14 protein-coding genes and 1 pseudogene are annotated in these 16,356 nt (G+C 70.0%); 7 read left to right on the forward strand and 8 right to left on the reverse strand.

All coding sequences use genetic code 11. The features are described 5' to 3' along the window. Positions 1 to 384 precede the first annotated feature (384 nt). From RIT73_RS12800 to RIT73_RS12810, 3 genes are read left to right on the forward strand one after another with little or no spacing between them, the layout of a single operon-like run. A complete protein-coding gene (locus RIT73_RS12800) occupies positions 385 to 636 on the forward strand; it encodes a WhiB family transcriptional regulator (RefSeq protein ID WP_309132526.1) in 252 nt (83 codons plus the stop codon). Continuing rightward, complete coding sequence (locus RIT73_RS12805) at positions 633 to 3,665, forward strand: glycosyl transferase (RefSeq protein WP_309132467.1); 3,033 nt, start codon at positions 633 to 635, stop codon at positions 3,663 to 3,665. Before RIT73_RS12800 ends, RIT73_RS12805 begins: the two co-directional genes overlap by 4 nt. After that, the gene (locus tag RIT73_RS12810) at positions 3,662 to 5,119 is read left to right on the forward strand and encodes a DUF5719 family protein (protein WP_309132468.1); all 1,458 of its coding nucleotides are present in this window, start codon (positions 3,662 to 3,664) and stop codon (positions 5,117 to 5,119) included. Before RIT73_RS12805 ends, RIT73_RS12810 begins: the two co-directional genes overlap by 4 nt. A 43-nt stretch (positions 5,120 to 5,162) precedes the next feature. Here the strand turns inward: RIT73_RS12810 and RIT73_RS12815 are convergent, their stop codons facing one another. After that, on the reverse strand, positions 5,163 to 5,525 hold the full coding sequence (locus RIT73_RS12815; protein ID WP_309132469.1) for a metallopeptidase family protein: 363 nt from the start codon (positions 5,523 to 5,525) through the stop codon (positions 5,163 to 5,165). 83 nt (positions 5,526 to 5,608) lie between these two features. Here RIT73_RS12815 and RIT73_RS12820 point away from each other — a divergent pair, with 83 nt between their 5' ends. The 3 genes and pseudogenes from RIT73_RS12820 (at position 5,609) to ahcY (ending at position 8,928) form a co-directional block, all read left to right on the forward strand. Then, a complete protein-coding gene (locus RIT73_RS12820) occupies positions 5,609 to 5,977 on the forward strand; it encodes a DUF3499 domain-containing protein (RefSeq protein WP_309132470.1) in 369 nt (122 codons plus the stop codon). After that, positions 5,974 to 7,413, forward strand: a pseudogene (gene manB / locus RIT73_RS12825) (phosphomannomutase/phosphoglucomutase); the annotation flags it as partial. The gene RIT73_RS12820 and the pseudogene manB, both read left to right, overlap by 4 nt. Positions 7,414 to 7,467: 54 nt before the next feature. Then, complete coding sequence (gene ahcY / locus RIT73_RS12830) at positions 7,468 to 8,928, forward strand: adenosylhomocysteinase (protein ID WP_309132527.1); 1,461 nt, start codon at positions 7,468 to 7,470, stop codon at positions 8,926 to 8,928. A gap of 79 nt (positions 8,929 to 9,007) precedes the next feature. Here ahcY and RIT73_RS12835 read toward each other — a convergent pair whose 3' ends face one another. Beyond that, entirely contained in the window at positions 9,008 to 9,835 is an 828-nt protein-coding gene (locus RIT73_RS12835; protein WP_309132471.1) for an RDD family protein, read from the reverse strand. Between the two features lie 36 nt (positions 9,836 to 9,871). On the opposite strand from RIT73_RS12835, the gene RIT73_RS12840 reads away from it, so the two are divergent. After that, entirely contained in the window at positions 9,872 to 10,870 is a 999-nt protein-coding gene (locus tag RIT73_RS12840) for a stage II sporulation protein M (protein ID WP_309132472.1), read from the forward strand. A gap of 88 nt (positions 10,871 to 10,958) precedes the next feature. Here RIT73_RS12840 and RIT73_RS12845 read toward each other — a convergent pair whose 3' ends face one another. Genes RIT73_RS12845 through RIT73_RS12870 form a run of 6 tightly spaced genes read right to left on the reverse strand, consistent with a single transcriptional unit; the run spans position 10,959 to position 16,267 of the window. Next, the gene (locus RIT73_RS12845; RefSeq protein WP_309132473.1) at positions 10,959 to 11,699 is read right to left on the reverse strand and encodes a DUF58 domain-containing protein; all 741 of its coding nucleotides are present in this window, start codon (positions 11,697 to 11,699) and stop codon (positions 10,959 to 10,961) included. A 45-nt stretch (positions 11,700 to 11,744) separates the two neighbouring features. After that, positions 11,745 to 12,245: a hypothetical protein gene (locus RIT73_RS12850; protein ID WP_309132474.1), complete on the reverse strand. Its 501-nt coding sequence runs from the start codon at positions 12,243 to 12,245 to the stop codon at positions 11,745 to 11,747. A gap of 2 nt (positions 12,246 to 12,247) precedes the next feature. After that, positions 12,248 to 13,291, reverse strand: a complete 1,044-nt coding sequence (locus RIT73_RS12855) for a MoxR family ATPase (protein ID WP_309132475.1) — start codon at positions 13,289 to 13,291, stop codon at positions 12,248 to 12,250. Next, the gene (locus tag RIT73_RS12860) at positions 13,288 to 14,526 is read right to left on the reverse strand and encodes a DUF4350 domain-containing protein (RefSeq protein WP_309132476.1); all 1,239 of its coding nucleotides are present in this window, start codon (positions 14,524 to 14,526) and stop codon (positions 13,288 to 13,290) included. Before RIT73_RS12860 ends, RIT73_RS12855 begins: the two co-directional genes overlap by 4 nt. After that, a complete protein-coding gene (locus RIT73_RS12865; protein ID WP_309132477.1) occupies positions 14,523 to 15,218 on the reverse strand; it encodes a DUF4129 domain-containing protein in 696 nt (231 codons plus the stop codon). Before RIT73_RS12865 ends, RIT73_RS12860 begins: the two co-directional genes overlap by 4 nt. Further along, positions 15,215 to 16,267 carry a hypothetical protein gene (locus RIT73_RS12870; RefSeq protein WP_309132478.1) on the reverse strand — a complete coding sequence of 351 codons (1,053 nt, stop codon included), beginning with the start codon at positions 16,265 to 16,267 and terminating at the stop codon, positions 15,215 to 15,217. The genes RIT73_RS12865 and RIT73_RS12870 overlap by 4 nt, the downstream gene beginning before the upstream one ends. Positions 16,268 to 16,356: the final 89 nt, after the last annotated feature.

Here is a 16,356-nt window from a genome sequence, read left to right on the forward strand (position 1 = left end):
AGAACGCGCGTTCTATTAACGCTCCTCGCCTTCGCCGGGCTTGCGCGGAGGGCTTGACGCGGCAGTAATGACACGCGTGTAATTTATACCTAAGGGGAACGCACCTAGCACGAATGCTGACGGATTCGTGAGCGCACCACGCGGACGATTCTATCTTCTGCTGGTGCGACGCTGGGGGTGAGAAAGGGGAAGATCGTGCAGAGCGCACAGAGAAAATGGCAGGAGAAGGAGGACTTCGGGCAGTTGCCCGGAGTGACTTCACGAAGTGCTGAGGACTGGTTCGTCGAGCCGGGTTCCCGGACGCCGGAGACCCTGCCCGATCCGCTGGCGATCGATCCGAACGATCTGACGCCGCTTCCCACGGACGATGCCGCGGTCTCACCGCTGTCGCTGCTCCTCGGAGCTGTCGGTGACGGAGAGCTGTCGTGGCAGGATCAGGCGCTGTGCGCCCAGACCGATCCGGAGGCGTTCTTCCCCGAAAAGGGAGGATCGACCAGAGAGGCCAAGCGCGTCTGCGGGTCCTGCGAGGTCCGCTCGGAATGCCTGGAGTACGCCCTGGCCAATGACGAGCGATTCGGAATCTGGGGCGGCATGTCGGAACGCGAACGCCGCCGGCTGAAGAAACGAGCCGTGTGAGTCCTGCCGTGACCGTCGTCGTCACCACCGGCGACGCTTCCAGCAGGGCCGAGCTCGAAACCGCTCTCCGCCAGACCCACCCGGGGATCCCGATCGTGGACCTCGGGGGTCTCGCGGTGAGCGAGGCGCTCTCGCTGCCGGCCGTGGCGAAAAGTTCCCATCTGTGGTTCCTCACTCACGATTGCCGGCCGGCGCCTGGCTGCCTCGATGAACTCCTCGACGCCATCGGCGCCACCGAATCCATTGCCGCTGTCGGTCCCAAGATCATGCACGACGGGCGCATCGTCTCCGCGGGAGTGACGACCACCTCGGCGGGCGCCCGCTTCAACCCTGTCGGCACCGGTGAGATCGACCAGGGCCAACGCGACTCGGACATCGACACCCTGGCCCTCGACATGCCCGGCATGCTCATCGCCACCGCCGACCTCGAACGCATCGGCGCACCCAGCCGCATCCTCGGCCCACCCCACCGCGGGATCGAATACTCCCGCCGACTGCGCGACCTCGGGCGCCGCGTCGTCGTCGCCCCGGCCGCGAGGCTCGAGATCTCGGCTGATCATGCCGTGCGTCTGGGCAGCTCCGCCCACCCGCCCGTCTCGAAGGCGCAGATCCGCGCCGAGCAGCGCTACCGGCTCAGCCTCGCCCATCCCTCCCTGCCTGCGCTCATCTGCCTGCTGGTGCTCAGCGGACTGAAGGACGCCGTCCTCGGACTGCTCGCCAACGACGTTCGCACGGCCTCCTGGCACCTGTCCGCGCTGCTCGGCCTCGGCGCCGATGCCCGCGCCACCGCGAAGGTGCGCAGAGCCAACGTCCGCCGCAGCCGGATCGCCAAGCGCGGTGGCAGCGCCCATCTGGCGGCGCTGTTCGCCAACCCCGACGAACTCGCCGTGGCGCGCCGGAGCATGCACGCCGCCGAGGAGACCCGGCGCGATCACGAACGACACGGCACCGCGACCCCAGACGAAGCCGACCTCCATCAGATCGGCGACACCGAGGAAGAGATCGACTCGTTCTCCCGCCTTGAGGTCAGCGGTGGGCCGGGGCTGTTCCGGCAGCCGCTGACCTACCTGATCGTCCTCGCCGCCGCGATGAGCGGATTCCTCTCCCATCGGCTGTTCGGACCCGGACACCTCACCGGCGGTGCGCTCGGTTCGACCGATGTCACTCTGCGCGACCTCTTCGCCCGGCTGCTCGATCCCACCGATGACGTCTCCACCGGGATCCTGGCTCCCGCCGACCCCTACCATGCGGTGCTGACGATGCTCAGCCTGCCGTTCCTCGGCGACGTCGACCTGATGGCTCGGACGCTGATCCTCCTCGGTCCGATCCTCGCGGTCATCGCCGCCTACGCCTGCGCCCGGATCGTCGTCAAGAGGAAGTGGGTCCGCGCCCTGGCGGCTCTGCTGTGGATCGCGGCCCCGGTGTTCACCACTGCCATCCCGGCCGGTCGCCTCGGCGTCATCCTCGCTTGGATCACCGCCCCGCTGGTCGTCCTGGCCCTGCGGCGCAGCCTGCGCTCGGGCTCCGTGGCAGCGGCGGCGACCGCCGGTCTGCTGCTCTTCGTCGTCATCGCCGGCATCCCGCTGATGCTGGTGGTCGGTCTCGTCCTCACCGCGTATCTGCTCGCCACCGGGCGGGGACTGCGACACCTCTGGCTCCTCGTGCCCACCGTGGCGCTGGCCTGGCCGTGGCTGCTCGGACTGTTCCGGGAGCCCGGCGCCCTCCTCGTCATGCCGGGGCAGACCCTGGCCCCGCCGGCGCCGCCGACCTACCTGCTCGCGCTCAGCTACCCGAGCCCGGTCGACATGACCTGGGCGTCGACGCTGCTCCGGGGTCTCGGGATCCACGGGGTCGGCGCCGAAGCGCTGGCCCTGTGGGTGCCGCTTCTGCTCGTGCCGATGCTCGTCCTCGCGTTCCTCACCCTCATCGAGGCCCGACTCAAGCTGCGCAAACTGATGTGGGCTGTCGGCCTCTACCTGTCCGGTCTGCTGCTGGCGACGGTGCAGATCCTGCTGCCCGCCCAGGTCGGTCCCTTCCAGCTCATCGGCTCCTACCCGGCGGCCGGGCTGACCCTGCTCAGCCTCGGCGCGGTGATGCTGTTGGCGCTCGGCGCCGAACGGACCACCGCCAAGTCGACGAGCAGACGACGCATCCCGATGCGCTCACTGGCCGGGCTGGTCGCCGTCGCCGCACTCGGCATGATCGTTCTCGGCATCGGCTCGAGCACCTCCTCACCGGATGTCGTCCATGCGCAGGAATCCGCCAGGATCCCGGCGCTGGCCGCGGACCGGGCGGCGAGCGAGGCCCGTGCCCGGACCCTGACGCTGAGCGAGGTCGACGGCCAGGTGCTGGCCTCGCTGATCTCGACTGCCGATGGCACGGTGGTCGGGACCTCGACGATCCACGCCGCCGAGGCGCTCGGTGGGTGGCCGTGGGAGCGCAGACCGCTGCCCATCCCCGCTGATCAAGTGCTCATCGCCCAGTCGGCGGCCTCCCTGTCCGCCGACGACGCCGTCGACGTCCGCTCCCTCCTCTCCCGCCTCGGCGTGGACTTCGTCCTCGTCGACCCGCAGTCGGCGAGACTGGCGAACTCGGTGGCAGCGACCTCCGGACTGCTGCGGGTCGGACCCACCGAAGCCGGGACGCTGTGGCAGGTGGATGCACCCACCTCCGGCCGCTACCTCATCCGTGAGGCCGACGGCAGCCTGACCACCGCGAACGTCAGCGGCGACACCGTGCAGGTCCCGGCGGGGACCGATGGGCGCAGCCTCGTGGTGTCCACGCCCGCAGACGATCTGTCCGCCAGTCTCGACGGGGTCGAACTGCCCCGGCCGGACACCGCAGGCGCGGACTGGGCGGCAGCGTTCTCACTGCCTCCCTCGGGTGGCACCGTGACGCTGAGCAGCAGTTCGCCCCTGTACGCCCCCGGCGTGGTCGCGGGACTCGGGCTCGGGCTGATCTGCCTGCTGGTCGCGATCCCGTTCGGGTCCCGCACCCACCCACGTGCGTCCCAGGAGGCGAAGCCATGAGACATCTGCGCAGCATTGTGACCTTCGCGGCCATCGCAGTTCCCGGGGTGCTCGTCGCCACGACCTCGTTCCTGACCCCGCCGATCCCGGGCACCCTCGATCGCAGTCCCGAGCAGGTGCGGATGCCCACCGCCGACACCCGCGTGATCTGCCCCGGCCCCCTGCTCGTCGACGATGCCGCCGAGGGCACCGACGCCGAGTTCGTCGACGACTCCAACGTCAGCACCAGAGTCGTCTCCTCCTCGGCGCCGGTCTCGGCCACGGACGGGTCGGTGTCGGCGGCCCGTCTGCAGGTCGCCGACCTCGGCGGAGCGGCAGACTTCGACAACCCCGTCTCCTCCGGCTTCGTCTCCGGCGACGATCCGATCTCCGCGACCAAGCTCATCACCGGCTTCGCCCGCCCCGGCGCTCCCGCCCTGACCACCGGGATGCAGACGATCGAGGGCACCTCCGGCGACCTCACCGGTCTTGCCACCCTCACCTGCGCCGCACCCGCGTCCAACTTCCGCATCCTCGCCGGCTCCGGGGCACCGGGATCGAACTCCCAACTGCTGCTGAGCAATCCCGGCGACGCTCCCGTGCAGGCGGAGGTCTCCCTGCTGACCCCCACCGGCTCCCGCGGCGAGCCGACGGACCTGAGCATCAAGGCCGGCGACCAGCGGGCCGTGCGGCTGGCCGGACTGGCGGGCGGAGCCGACGCTCTGGCCGTCGAGGTCAACGCCACCGGCGGTGTCCTCTCCGGCTCCGTGCAGGAGACGCTGCTGGACGGGCTGACCCCCAAGGGCATCGATCTCGCCGCGGCCGGAGCCTCGGCCGACGCCCAGCAGGTCCTCACCGGCCTGGATGGCAAGGGCGTGCGCGTGCGGGTCGCCAACCCGGGAGCCGACATCGCCGAGGTGAGCCTCAAGGCCTACGGACCCGACGGACAGATCGATCTCCGGCGGTCGTCGATGACGATCGCCCCGCGCGGCGTCGCCGAGGCTGACCTCGGCGATCTGCAGGCGACGAGCGTCGTCATCGATGCGAACCAGCCGGTGCAGGCCGGCGGATTCATCGCCTCCGAACATGGCGGCGGCGCCGGGGACTTCGGCAGCGTCAGCGCCACCGAGCGCCTGGCCGACACCCAGGTGATGGCGCTGCCGCGGACCGGGACCAGCAAGCTCTTCATCTCACCCGGTCAGGGGCAGGTGCAGGTGCGCGGAATGCTCGACGACGGAACGCTCACCGACCCCCGCCAGATCGAGCTCAACCCCACCGGCACCAGCGTCTTCTCTCCTGCGGAGCTGAGCTCGCAGGCGGTGCGGTCGGTGATCATCAACGGGGAGCATGCCTCGGGCAGCCAGTCGGACGGGGTGCATGCGAGCCTGGTCACCACCACCGATGCCGGGATCTCCGCCGTCGCGCCGGCACCGGCCCCGGCAGGAGTCGCTTACCGCGACATCCGCCTGCAGTGACCAGCGAACACCACCTGTGAAATGAGCCAGGGAACCGCTCCGTCTACGAGCCGCGGAGGATGTCGACCTGGTCGACGATCACCTCGGCGATCAGGGACTGCCGCTGCGCACTGGTGCTGTGGTGTTCGATGACCCGGCGATAGAGCACGATATGGGTCCGGCGGTCGCCGTTGGCCGGGAACACGCGTCCGAAGCTCGGCTCTGTCGAGTTCACCGGCGGGATCATGTCGATCGCGAGCACCACGTCGGCGAGGAGTTCGGGCTCCAGTGACTTCAGTCGCGCGAACTCCGCTGTGGCCGTCCGGGCGAAGCTGTCGGCGCGATCGAGGCGGGCGGGAACGTCGGCGCGGAACAGCGGGGAGCGCAGTCCGCGACCGTGCCGATCGCGATGCCGTCTGGTGGTCATGGGAGAACATTCTACTGGCCGACCCGGCCGGGGCTGCCCGGCATCGCCGGAGCCACAGGGTAGAGTGTGGGACTGTGTCCGCTGTGAGAATTTGTTCGAAAGTCAGCTGCTCCCGCAGCGCCGCCGCCACCATGACCTACGTCCATGCCGACGCCTGCGTCGTGGTCGGGCCCCTGTCGCGCCGTGCGGAACCGGGAGCCCATGATCTGTGCCTCGACCACGCCGCGAAGCTCACCCCGCCGGTGGGCTGGGAGCTCATCCGCATCGACGGCGGCCAGACCCCTCCCGAACGCACACACGACGACCTGCTCGCCATCGCCGACGCGGTCCGCGAAGCCGCCGGACGCCCCACCGACAACCGCCCCGGACGCCCCACCGACATCCGCGCCGAGGAGGCACCGGGAGGACGCAGGCACGGGCACCTGCGCATCATCGGCGAAGGCCGCCGATGACCGACGGTGACTCCCGGGCCCAACGCGTCCGCGCGCTCGAGTCTGCCTTCGGCGCCTACGACGTCCGCGGCCGGATCCCCGACCAACTCGATGACGACATCGTGTTCGCGATCGGCTGGGGCACAGCCCGGACCATGCGCGAGACCCATGGCACCACCGAGGTGGTCATCGGTCACGACATGCGACCGAGCTCTGCCGGATTCGCCCAGGCGCTGGCCGCCGGAGTCGCGGCGGCGGGGTCCCGGCCCGTGCTCCTGGGGCTGTGCTCGACCGACCAGCTCTACTTCGCCTCGGGGATCTTCGACCTGCCCGGCGCGATGATCACCGCCAGCCACAACCCCGCCGACTACAACGGGATCAAGATCTGCTCGCCGCGGGCCGGAGGCGTCAGCCGGGACTCCGGCCTGGGACGGATCAAGGAGCACGCCGGAGAGGCCCCGCACCCCGAAGCTGACAATTCCTCGGAGTCGGCACCGGTCGCTGCGGCCGGCGTCGCGATCGATGAGGACGCCGCCGCCGAGATGTGCCGCCGCTACGTCGCCCGTCTCCGTGAGCTCACCCGCGTCGAGGAGGTCCGGGACCTGACAGTGGTCGTCGACTGCGGCAACGGGATGGCGGGCAAGCTCGTCGGCGAGGTGTTCGGCTCCGACGCCGGCTGCGCACCGGTTCCGTTCACGGTCATCGGCCTCTACACGGAGCTCGACGGCACCTTCCCCAACCACGAGGCCAACCCGCTCAAACCGGAGAACCTCCTCGACGTCCAGCGGGCCGTTGTCGAACACGGCGCCGACCTCGGACTGGCCTTCGACGGCGACGCCGATCGCTGCTTCTTCATCGACGAACGGGGACACACCCTGTCCGCCTCGGCGGTGGGCGCCCTCGTCGCCTCGCGCGAGATCGCCCGCGCCCGCGCCGCCGGGGACCGCGAACCCGTCGTCATCCACAACCACATCACCTCCCGCAGTGTGCCGGAGACGATCGCCGCAGCCGGTGGTCGGGCCGTGCGCTCGAAGGTCGGGCATTCGGGGATCAAGAGCCTGATGCGACAGGAGCGGGCGGTGTTCGCCTGCGAGCATTCCGCGCACTTCTACTTCGAGGAGTTCTTCGGCGCCGACTCCGGGATGCTCGCCGCCTGCCACCTCATCGCCGCCCTCGCCGGCCGCGCCGCGGACGGCACCCTCGCCTCGCAGCTCGTCGCCGAATACGACACCTACCTCCAGTCCGGAGAGATCAACTTCTCCGTCGACGATCCCACCGCGGTGCTCACCGATTTCGCCGCGTCCGCTGCGGACTTCCCCGACTGCACCGTCGAACACATCGACGGCGTCAGCCTCCAAGGGGAGGACTGGTGGGTCAACCTGCGCGAATCGAACACCGAGCCCCTCGTCAGGCTCAATGTCGAGGCCGCCGACGCCGACCGGCTGGCCGCACTCACCGCCCAAGTCAGCGACTTCGTCACCCATCACCCATCACCATCCGCAGGAGGCACTGTGCTCGAATCCACCGACTTCAAGGTCGCCGACCTCAGCCTCGCCGAGGCCGGACGCCACCAGATCCGCCTGGCCGAACGCGAGATGCCCGGACTCATGGCCCTGCGTGAGGAGTACGCCGGCACCAGCCCGCTGGCCGGCGCCCGCATCGCCGGTTCCCTGCACATGACGGTGCAGACCGCGGTCCTCATCGAAACCCTCGTCGTCCTCGGCGCCGAGGTGCGCTGGGCCAGCTGCAACATCTTCTCGACCCAGGACGAAGCCGCTGCGGCCGTGGTCGTCGGCTCGGGCACCCCCGAGTCGCCGTCCGGTGTTCCGGTCTTCGCTTGGAAGGGCGAGACCCTCGAAGAGTACTGGTGGGCCGCCGACAAGATCTTCGACTTCGCGGACGGGCCCAACCTCATCCTCGACGACGGTGGTGACGCCACGATGTACGTCCTCGAAGGGGCCAAGGCCGAAGCCGCCGGGGGAGCCCCGGTCGCAGGAGAGGACGCTCCCGCCGAATACCAGGTCTTCCTGGCCCAGCTGAAGACCTCGCTGGAGGCCCGGCCCGGCCGGTTCGCGAAGCTGGCCGCCGGGATCAAGGGCGTCAGCGAGGAGACCACGACCGGCGTCAACCGCCTCTACCGCCTGGCGCGGGAGAACAACCTCCCGTTCCCCGCGATCAACGTCAACGACTCCGTGACGAAGTCGAAGTTCGACAACCGCTACGGCATCCGCCACTCCCTGCCGGACGGTCTCAACCGCGCCACCGACGTCCTCATCGGCGGCAAGATCGCCGTCGTCGTCGGCTACGGCGATGTCGGCAAAGGTGCCGCCGAGGCGCTGCGCGGCCAGGGCGCACGCGTCATCGTCACTGAGATCGACCCCATCTGCGCGCTGCAGGCGACGATGGACGGCTACCAGGTCGACCTCCTCGACGATGTCGCCACCCAGGCCGACATCGTCATCACGACCACCGGCAACACCCGGGTGGTCGGCGTCGACGTGCTGCAGAAGCTCAAACCAGGAGCCATCGTGGGCAACGTCGGCCACTTCGACGACGAGATCGACCTGGCCGGGTTGGAGAAGCTCGAAGGCGTGTCGAAGGTCGAAATCAAACCCCAGGTCCACGAATGGACCGTGCCGGTTCCGGCCGAACTCGGACTCGAGCGGGAGACCACGGACATCCTCGTGCTCTCCGAGGGGCGGCTGCTCAACCTCGGCAATGCCACCGGACATCCCTCGTTCGTCATGAGCGCCTCGTTCTCCAACCAGGTGCTCGCGCAGATCGAGCTGTGGCAACGCCACGAACTCTACGACAACATCGTGCACCGGCTGGCGAAAGAGCTCGACGAGAAAGTCGCGAGGCTCCACCTTCCGGCCCTCGGGGCCCGGCTGACCGAGCTGAGCAAGGAGCAGGCCGAGTACATCGGCGTCGACGTGGCCGGACCGTACAAGCCCGAGCACTACCGGTACTGAGCGGCCTTTCGACCGGCGCCGTCTGCGGGCGCCGGCGCAGCGCCGACTCCGCCCAGGGCCGGCCTCCGGTCGGCCCTGCCTACCGGCGTCGGCGCAGTCGCAGCCCGTGCGGCAGCGCATCGACGCCCGTCCGGAAGTCCTCGGCGGCCCGGTTCCGACGCGTCTCCTTGGCCTGCTCGGCAGCGCGTCGCTGGTGGACGACGGCGGAGAGGAACTGCTCCGGCAGGGTGCCCTCCGGCGGCGCGGGGGCGACATAGGGATTGAGTTCGGTGGCCAGTTCGATCGAGCGCTGCCAGCGAGACTCCCGGGTCATGCCCTCAGCCATGCCGAGGAACGCGACGATGCGCCGGTGCAGACCCGGCGGCATCGCCGTGATGTCGGCGACGCCGAGCCACTCGTGCAGGTGCTCGGCCACGTGGGTGCCGACCAGTGGAGGCGCGGCGCTGCGTTCGCTGACGGCGAGGGTGCCGGCCATGTAGTCGCCGAGGCGCTTCGACTGCGACGACAGGAGCCCGGACAGTGCGGCGACGCCGCCGCCGGTGGAGAGGATCTCGAACGGCCAGAGCAGAGCCCGGATGAACGAGTGACGGAGCCGGACGGCGCCCCCGTCGTCGCGGACGACACGGAGCCCGAGGATCAGCTTGCCGGGTGAGCGGCCGTGGGTGAGGACCTCGAGGACGAGCGGCAGTCCCACGAACACTGCCAGACCGAGCACGAGCATGACCGACGTCAGCAGGAGGGCGTTGAGCATGAGGATCTCCACCAGCAGCCAGAACGCGGCGATGAGCAGGCCGATGTTGACGATCGAATAGACGACGTAGTCGATGAGACAGCTCAGCGCGCGAGCAGCCAACGCAGCCGGCTGGACACTCAGTTCGACAGCCTCTCCTGTCACCACGGTACTCACGTGTCCATCCTGACACAGTGCGGATAGGGTTGGAGCATGGACCCGAACCTGCTGGCCGAACTCCACGGCGAGAAATGGCGTGAGCTGTCCACCCTGGCCAAGAGGAACACGCTGGACCCCGAGCAGACGGGGCGCTTCCTCACCCTCTACCAAGATGCCTCACGGGACCTGTCGCGGATCATGACGGTGGCACCGGACTCGCTGGAGGCCGCCCGACTCTCGGCGATCGTCCACCGGTCACGTGTTCAACTGTCCGGGGTCTCCGCCGGCGGCCTCTCTGGGCTGTCGCGCTTCTTCGTCGTGTCCCTGCCGCTGTCGATCTACCGGCTGAGGTACGACTTCCTCGTCGTGGCGCTCCTCTTCCTCGCGGTGGCGACTGCCGCCGGGGTGTGGGCAGGCAGCCACCCGGAGGTGCTGAGCACGTTCGGCGACCACGCGGAGCGCAGGCAGTTCGCCGAACACGACTTCGTCAACTATTACAAGGAGAACCCGAACGGGTTCTTCGCGGTCGGGGTATGGACCAACAACGCGTGGATCGCCGTGCAGTTCGTGCTCCTCGGCGTCACCGGCGTCTACGTCGTCCTCGGACTCTTCGTCAACGCCGTCAACGTCGGCTTCTCGGGGGCGATGATGTTCGAGTTCGACCGCGGCGCCGACTTCTTCCTCTACATCCTCCCGCACGGGGTCCCGGAGATCAGCTGCATCATCCTCGCCGCTGCCGCAGGTCTGCGCCTGTTCTTCGCCTGGGTGATCCCGGGCCCGACACTGCGTCGGACCCAGCTCGCCGCGGAGGCGCGCTCACTGCTGGTCGTCGCCGGCGGTCTGGTCCTCCTGCTGCTCGGCTCGGGACTCATCGAAGGGTTCGTCACCCCGAATCCGCTGCCGCCGGTGGTCAAGATCGTCATCGGCATCGCCTATACGGCTGCCGTCGTCGTCTACGCGGGCACCCTGGGACGGCGAGCACACCGAGCGGGGCTGAGTGCCGACCTCGACGACCATGAGGCCGGCCACCAGGTGCTCGCCACCGACCGCTGACACGACTGCCCCCTCAGATCCGGACCGACTCCTCCGCGGCGTCGGACTGGCTGACCCCGCGGCGCCGGACCGACTCCGACAGCGCCGGTCACAGCTTCCCGGTCGCCTTGAGCCGGATGTAGAGATCGGCGACAGCTCCCGGCAGGGCTTCGGGCAGGGCGGTGACCGACTCGACCGATGACTGCCGCAGACGAGCCTGCAGTGACGCCTCTGCGAGCCGCTGGGCCTCGGCGGCGGCCGCGGCGTGGACGGCGTCGACGTCGGAGCGGTCCGCGGCCATCGCCTCCAGGTCCGGATCGGTCACCGAGGCGACGACCACTCGATGACGGGCCAGCAGGCTCGGCAGCACAGGCAGGATCTCGTCGGCGACGGTGCCCTCGTCGAGCGCGGTGAGGAGGACGACCAGGGCGTGCTGGCGGGAGGTGCGGATCACGGCCGAGGCGATCTGCTCCCAGTCGGCGGAGAGGAGTTCGGGGAACACCGGGGTCAGGGCCACCGACAGCTCGTGGACGGGATCCTTCACCCGATGGCTCGAGGCCTGGGCCCGCACACGTGCGTCGGCGACGATGACGTCGACCCGGTCCCCGGCCCCGGCGGCCAGGGCGGTCAGCAGCAGCGCCGACTCGAGAGCGGCGTCGAAGACGGTGCCGGTCCCGCACCTGCGGGCAGAGAGCCGGGAGGAGTCGACGACGATGATGACCCGGCGGTCCCGTTCGGGCCGCCACGTCCTGACCACGAGGTTCTGGGCGCGGGCGCTGGCCCTCCAGTCGATGGAGCGGACGTCGTCGCCGTCGACGTAGTCGCGCAGCGAATCGAACTCGGTGCCCATCCCGCGGATCATCACGGCCGAGCGGCCGTCGAGCTCCCGCAGCCGCTAGGTCTTCGAGGGCAGTTCCCGGCGGGAGACGAACGGAGGCAGCACCCTGATGACGGCGGGCACGTCGAGGCTCGACTGGCGGGCGATGAGGCCCAGAGCGCTGCGGCTGCGGACGGTGACCTTGTCGGCGGGCAGTGCACCTCGGCGGACGGGGTCGAGGTCGGTGCGCACCTCAGCGCTCTGACCCGGGGCGAGCACGTGCCGCGAACGGGTCCGGCGGGCTCCCGCGCTCGGTGCCCACGCGTCCCTGACCTCGAGCCGCAGCCGCCGTGACGAGCCGTTGGCCAGCGTGAGCGTCGAATGGGTGGGGTCGCCGAGGCGGACCATCGGTCCCGGCGTGCGCTGGACGTCGACGAGCTTCGGCGGGGGAACGAGGAAGAAGTCTCCGACTGCGAGGGCAACGATGGTGCCTGCGACGAGGAGGCCCGTCGGCCACCCGGGCACGATCATGACGGGGATGATCCCCACCACCGTGAGGAGGAACAGGCGGGCGGTCATCGTCAGCGGGGGACCTCGGTCGTGGCGACGATCGAGGCCAGCACCCGGTCCACGCTCAGCCCGTCCATCTGGGCCTCCGGGCGCAGGATCACCCGATGGCTCAGTGTCATCGGCACGAGCGCCTTGACGTCGTCGGGGGTGACGTAGCCGCGTCCGCCCAGCCAGGCATAGGCGCGGGCGGCGGCGAGCACCCGGGTGGCTCCGCGCGGGGAGACGCCCAGGGCCAGGGACGGTGCCTGCCTGGTTGCGCGCGCCAGATCGACGATGTAGGCGATGACCTCGGGGGCGATGTGGACTCCGGCGATGCGCTGCCGGGCACGGTCGATCATGTCCGCGTCGGCCACGGCTTCGAGGCCGGCGGCGTCGAGGTGGGAGGCGTCGAAGCCCTGGGCATGGCGATCGAGGATCTCCAGTTCGTGTTCGCGTGCGGGCAGGTCCATCACCAGGCGGAACAGGAACCGGTCGAGCTGGGCCTCCGGAAGAGGATAGGTCCCCTCGTACTCGACGGGGTTCTGGGTGGCCGCGACCATGAAGGGCTCGGGCAGTCGGCGGGAGGCTCCGCCGACGGAGACCTGATGCTCTTCCATCGCCTCGAGCAGGGCCGACTGGGTCTTCGGCGGGGTTCGGTTGATCTCGTCGGCGACGAGGATGTTGGTGAACACCGGTCCGGCCCGGAACTCGAAGTCCGAGACCGAGGCGTCGTAGACGAGGGAGCCGGTGACGTCGCTGGGCATGAGGTCGGGGGTGAACTGGATGCGGGAGCTGTCCAGGCTCAGCGAGCGGGCGAACGCGCGGACCAGCAGGGTCTTCGCCACACCGGGCACTCCTTCGAGCAGGACATGTCCGCGGCAGAGCAGGGCGACGAGCAGACCGGTGACGGCCTCGTCCTGTCCCACCACGGCCTTGGCGATCTGCATGCGCACATGTGAGAACGCCTCCCGGAGCGGATCGTGCGGAGCCGAGCGGGGGGCCGGCGGCGTGGTCCGGGTGGGCGCGGGCAGCTGTGGGGAGTGGGGTCCGGGAGTCTCGGCGGGAACCTGGTTCATGTGCGGGTGATCTCGCTTTCGATGAGGGTGAGCTGTTCGGCGATGGCGTGGAGCTGGGCGTCGGTGCGCGGCACCGTCGAGACGAAGACCGCGTCGATCTGCACCGGATCACGGCCGGTGCGGGCGCTGACTTCTGCGAGGATGTCGCCGAGGCGGGCCTGAGGAGGCAGCGCCAGCTTGCCGGCGATGCGCAGCAGGGACGCGGTGCGCAGGGTGTCGAGGGCCCCGGCGCGGTCGTGGCTGCGCGCGGACAGGGCGGCGCGCCCACGCACGGTCTCGATCGAGGGCACGATCACCGGCAGGCGTTCGACGGCCAAGGGCCCGAACCGTCTGGAGACCACCAGCAGACCGACGAGTGCGCAGGGGATCAGCCACAGAGCCCCGGCGCCCAGCCAGCGGGGCAGGAAGTCGAGAGCCGACGGGGCCGCGGGCCCGGCCGCGGCGGCCTCGGGACGGTAGACGATGAGCTGCGAGGTCTGCGAGAGCGTGCTGAGGACGAGAGACGCATGGCCCTCTTCGACGATCCCCGAGTTCGTCACCCACTCGGGGTTGCCCAGCACTGTCACGGGCACCTCGTCGCCGGCGTCGACGAGGAGCTGGCCGCGGTTGTCATCGGCGTCGACGACTCCGGGGCCGGAGAACGGATAGCAGACGGTGATTCCCTGGGTGCCCGGGCTCCGTTCGGTGTATTCGACCGTTCCGGTGGCGACACTGCCGGCCGCTCGGGCCGCGGGCAGAGCGCAGTCGGGCTGTGATTCCTGTTCGGGAGCGGCGAGCGGGGAGGCGTCATCGGCCAGGACGATGCGGTCGGAGAGCGCGGAGACCTGCGGTCCGGGCGCGACGAGAACGAGCCCATTGCCGCCGCGCAGCAGGGCCGCGCGCAGTCCGGCGGCGTCCCCGGGGCTGAGCGCGTCCGCATTCGCGGGGATCAGCAGGGTCGTGTCCGGCTGGGCGGCGCCGGCCCGTGCCGTCGCCAGGTCGTCGGTGGTGGTCACCGAAACCCCGTGCGTGCGCAGGGTCTCGACCAGGGCCTTCGTCCCGTCCCCGGCGGTCGAATCGTAGTGCAGGGGTTCATTCGGCTCCTGCTCCCCGGTCATGACCATCGTGGCGATGACGGTGAGGAGGACGATGACGGCGGCGGCGATCCAGACCCCGGTCGACCGCAGGCGCTGGCCCAGCCTCACGGTCGCAGTCGACCGCAGCCCTCGGGTCGCGACGTCGATGGATGCGCTCATGCCCGCACCACCCGATCGGCAGAGGGGGCCGGGTGCACCGGCAGAGCACTCAGCGCCGAGTCCAGGGTGCAGAGCTCTGCGTAGACGGCGGAGAGATCCTCACCGCGCTCGCCGTTCGCGCGTGCTCCGAAGGCGAGGTCGTTGAACACCCGCGCCACCCGGTCCAGGGCCTCACGGTGGTCCGGCAGGCCCGCACCTGCTCGCCGGCTCAGTTCGCTGGCCGTCGACGCCGAGTCGAGGGTGATGACGCGCCGTTCGGCCAGCACGGCATAGATCGCCCGCGATTCATCGATGACCGCAGCGGCGAAGTCGCCCGCATCGGCTGCCTCCCCTGCGCGGATGCGCCACACCTGAGGATCGGGGGAGCCGGCTGCGGAGTCGAAGGCCGCGAGGGGGATGTGCGCCCTCCGCAGCCCTGCCCGGCGCACCCGCCACACGATGAGGGCGGCGATCCCGGCCACGGCGACGAGGACGACGAGGAGCCACCACGGTGAGTTCGCCTGCAGGGCGCCGTGCAGCAGCGACTCCCAGAGGTCGTCGAGCCACCGGCCCAGACGTTCGAGGGGAGTGAGGTCGCTCGCGGAGTACTCGGGCTTCGACAGCTCCCGCTCCACCCATTCGCGTCCGGTGTCCCGGTTGATCACCTCGGCGCCGGAAGCAGTGACCCTGCCGATCATCTCGGCGCCGGTCATCGGGTCTCCTCCTCACTGCGACGGATGAGAGCGAGGTCGAAGCCCTCGGTGCGGACCTGCCGGTCGAAGCAGCAGGCGCAGACCAGGCACGAGAAGTAGGCGAAGAGCACCGCCGAGGCGACCGTCGAGAGGAGGAGCACGATGCCTGCGCCGACGATGCCGAGAACGGTCAGCGCCGTCTCCGACTCTGAGGTGGCGAGGAGGACGGAGAAGACGCCCATGAGGATCACGAGGAACGGGGTGATGACCAGCTGCACGAGCTGGTTGGACAGAAAGTACCCCAACGCCAGCTGACCGAATGTGCGCCAGAACCCGTGTCGGGTGAGCCGCCAGGAGCGGAGCAGCGCCGGGCGCACCCCGAGACCCTCGGTGGCGATGACGACCCCGGTGAACGCGAACCGGACGTTGAGCCACACCAGAGCGGCCGCCCACAGGAGGAAGGCGACGACCGCGCAGACGACGGCGAGCGCGAAGCTCTCGACGAGGGAGAACGCCAACGCCGGCAGGGCGAGGAGGACGAGCAGCCCGGCGTTGACCGCGCTCATCAGCACCGTCGCAGACACCAGGGGCAGCCGTCGGCCGCGCAGACGCCGCCAGGACGCGCTCAGGCTGGTCCTGCGGGCGAGGTAGGAGTCCTCGACGCCGGGTGCGGTCAGCCCGGCGAGGAGATGGACGACGCCGAGGCTGAGCAGACTGAGCGCGAACGACCCCGCTTGGACGAGCAGGAGGAAGCCGGACATCGCCTCGTCGTCGGCGACGATCTCGGACAGGACCGGGAAGAAGCGCAGCACGAGGAAGGTGCCGACCGCGGTCAGCGCCAACGTCCAGAGGGAGAACACGATGAGAGCGGAGCCGATGGTCAGGCCCGGGTCGAAGCGCAGGAGGCGGAAACCGGAATCGAGCACCTCGAAGAAGGTCAGCGGTCGCTTGGCCAGGACTCCCCGTGGTGTCGGGGGACGCCATCCCCGGTGGGGCGGAGTCTGCCTGCGCTCCTGCCACTGACCGGTCGTCCAGTCGACTTCCGAGGTCCACGCATTCGATCGTCCCATGTCCTGCCCATACTGCCACGAAACCTGTCGCGACTTCCTCCCACCGGAGGGGGAGAGCCGACCGCGGGCGGACGGGTCCGATCGGGGGT

The sequence above is a fragment of the Brevibacterium sp. genome, assembly GCF_031179145.1.
Lineage (GTDB): Bacteria > Actinomycetota > Actinomycetes > Actinomycetales > Brevibacteriaceae > Brevibacterium.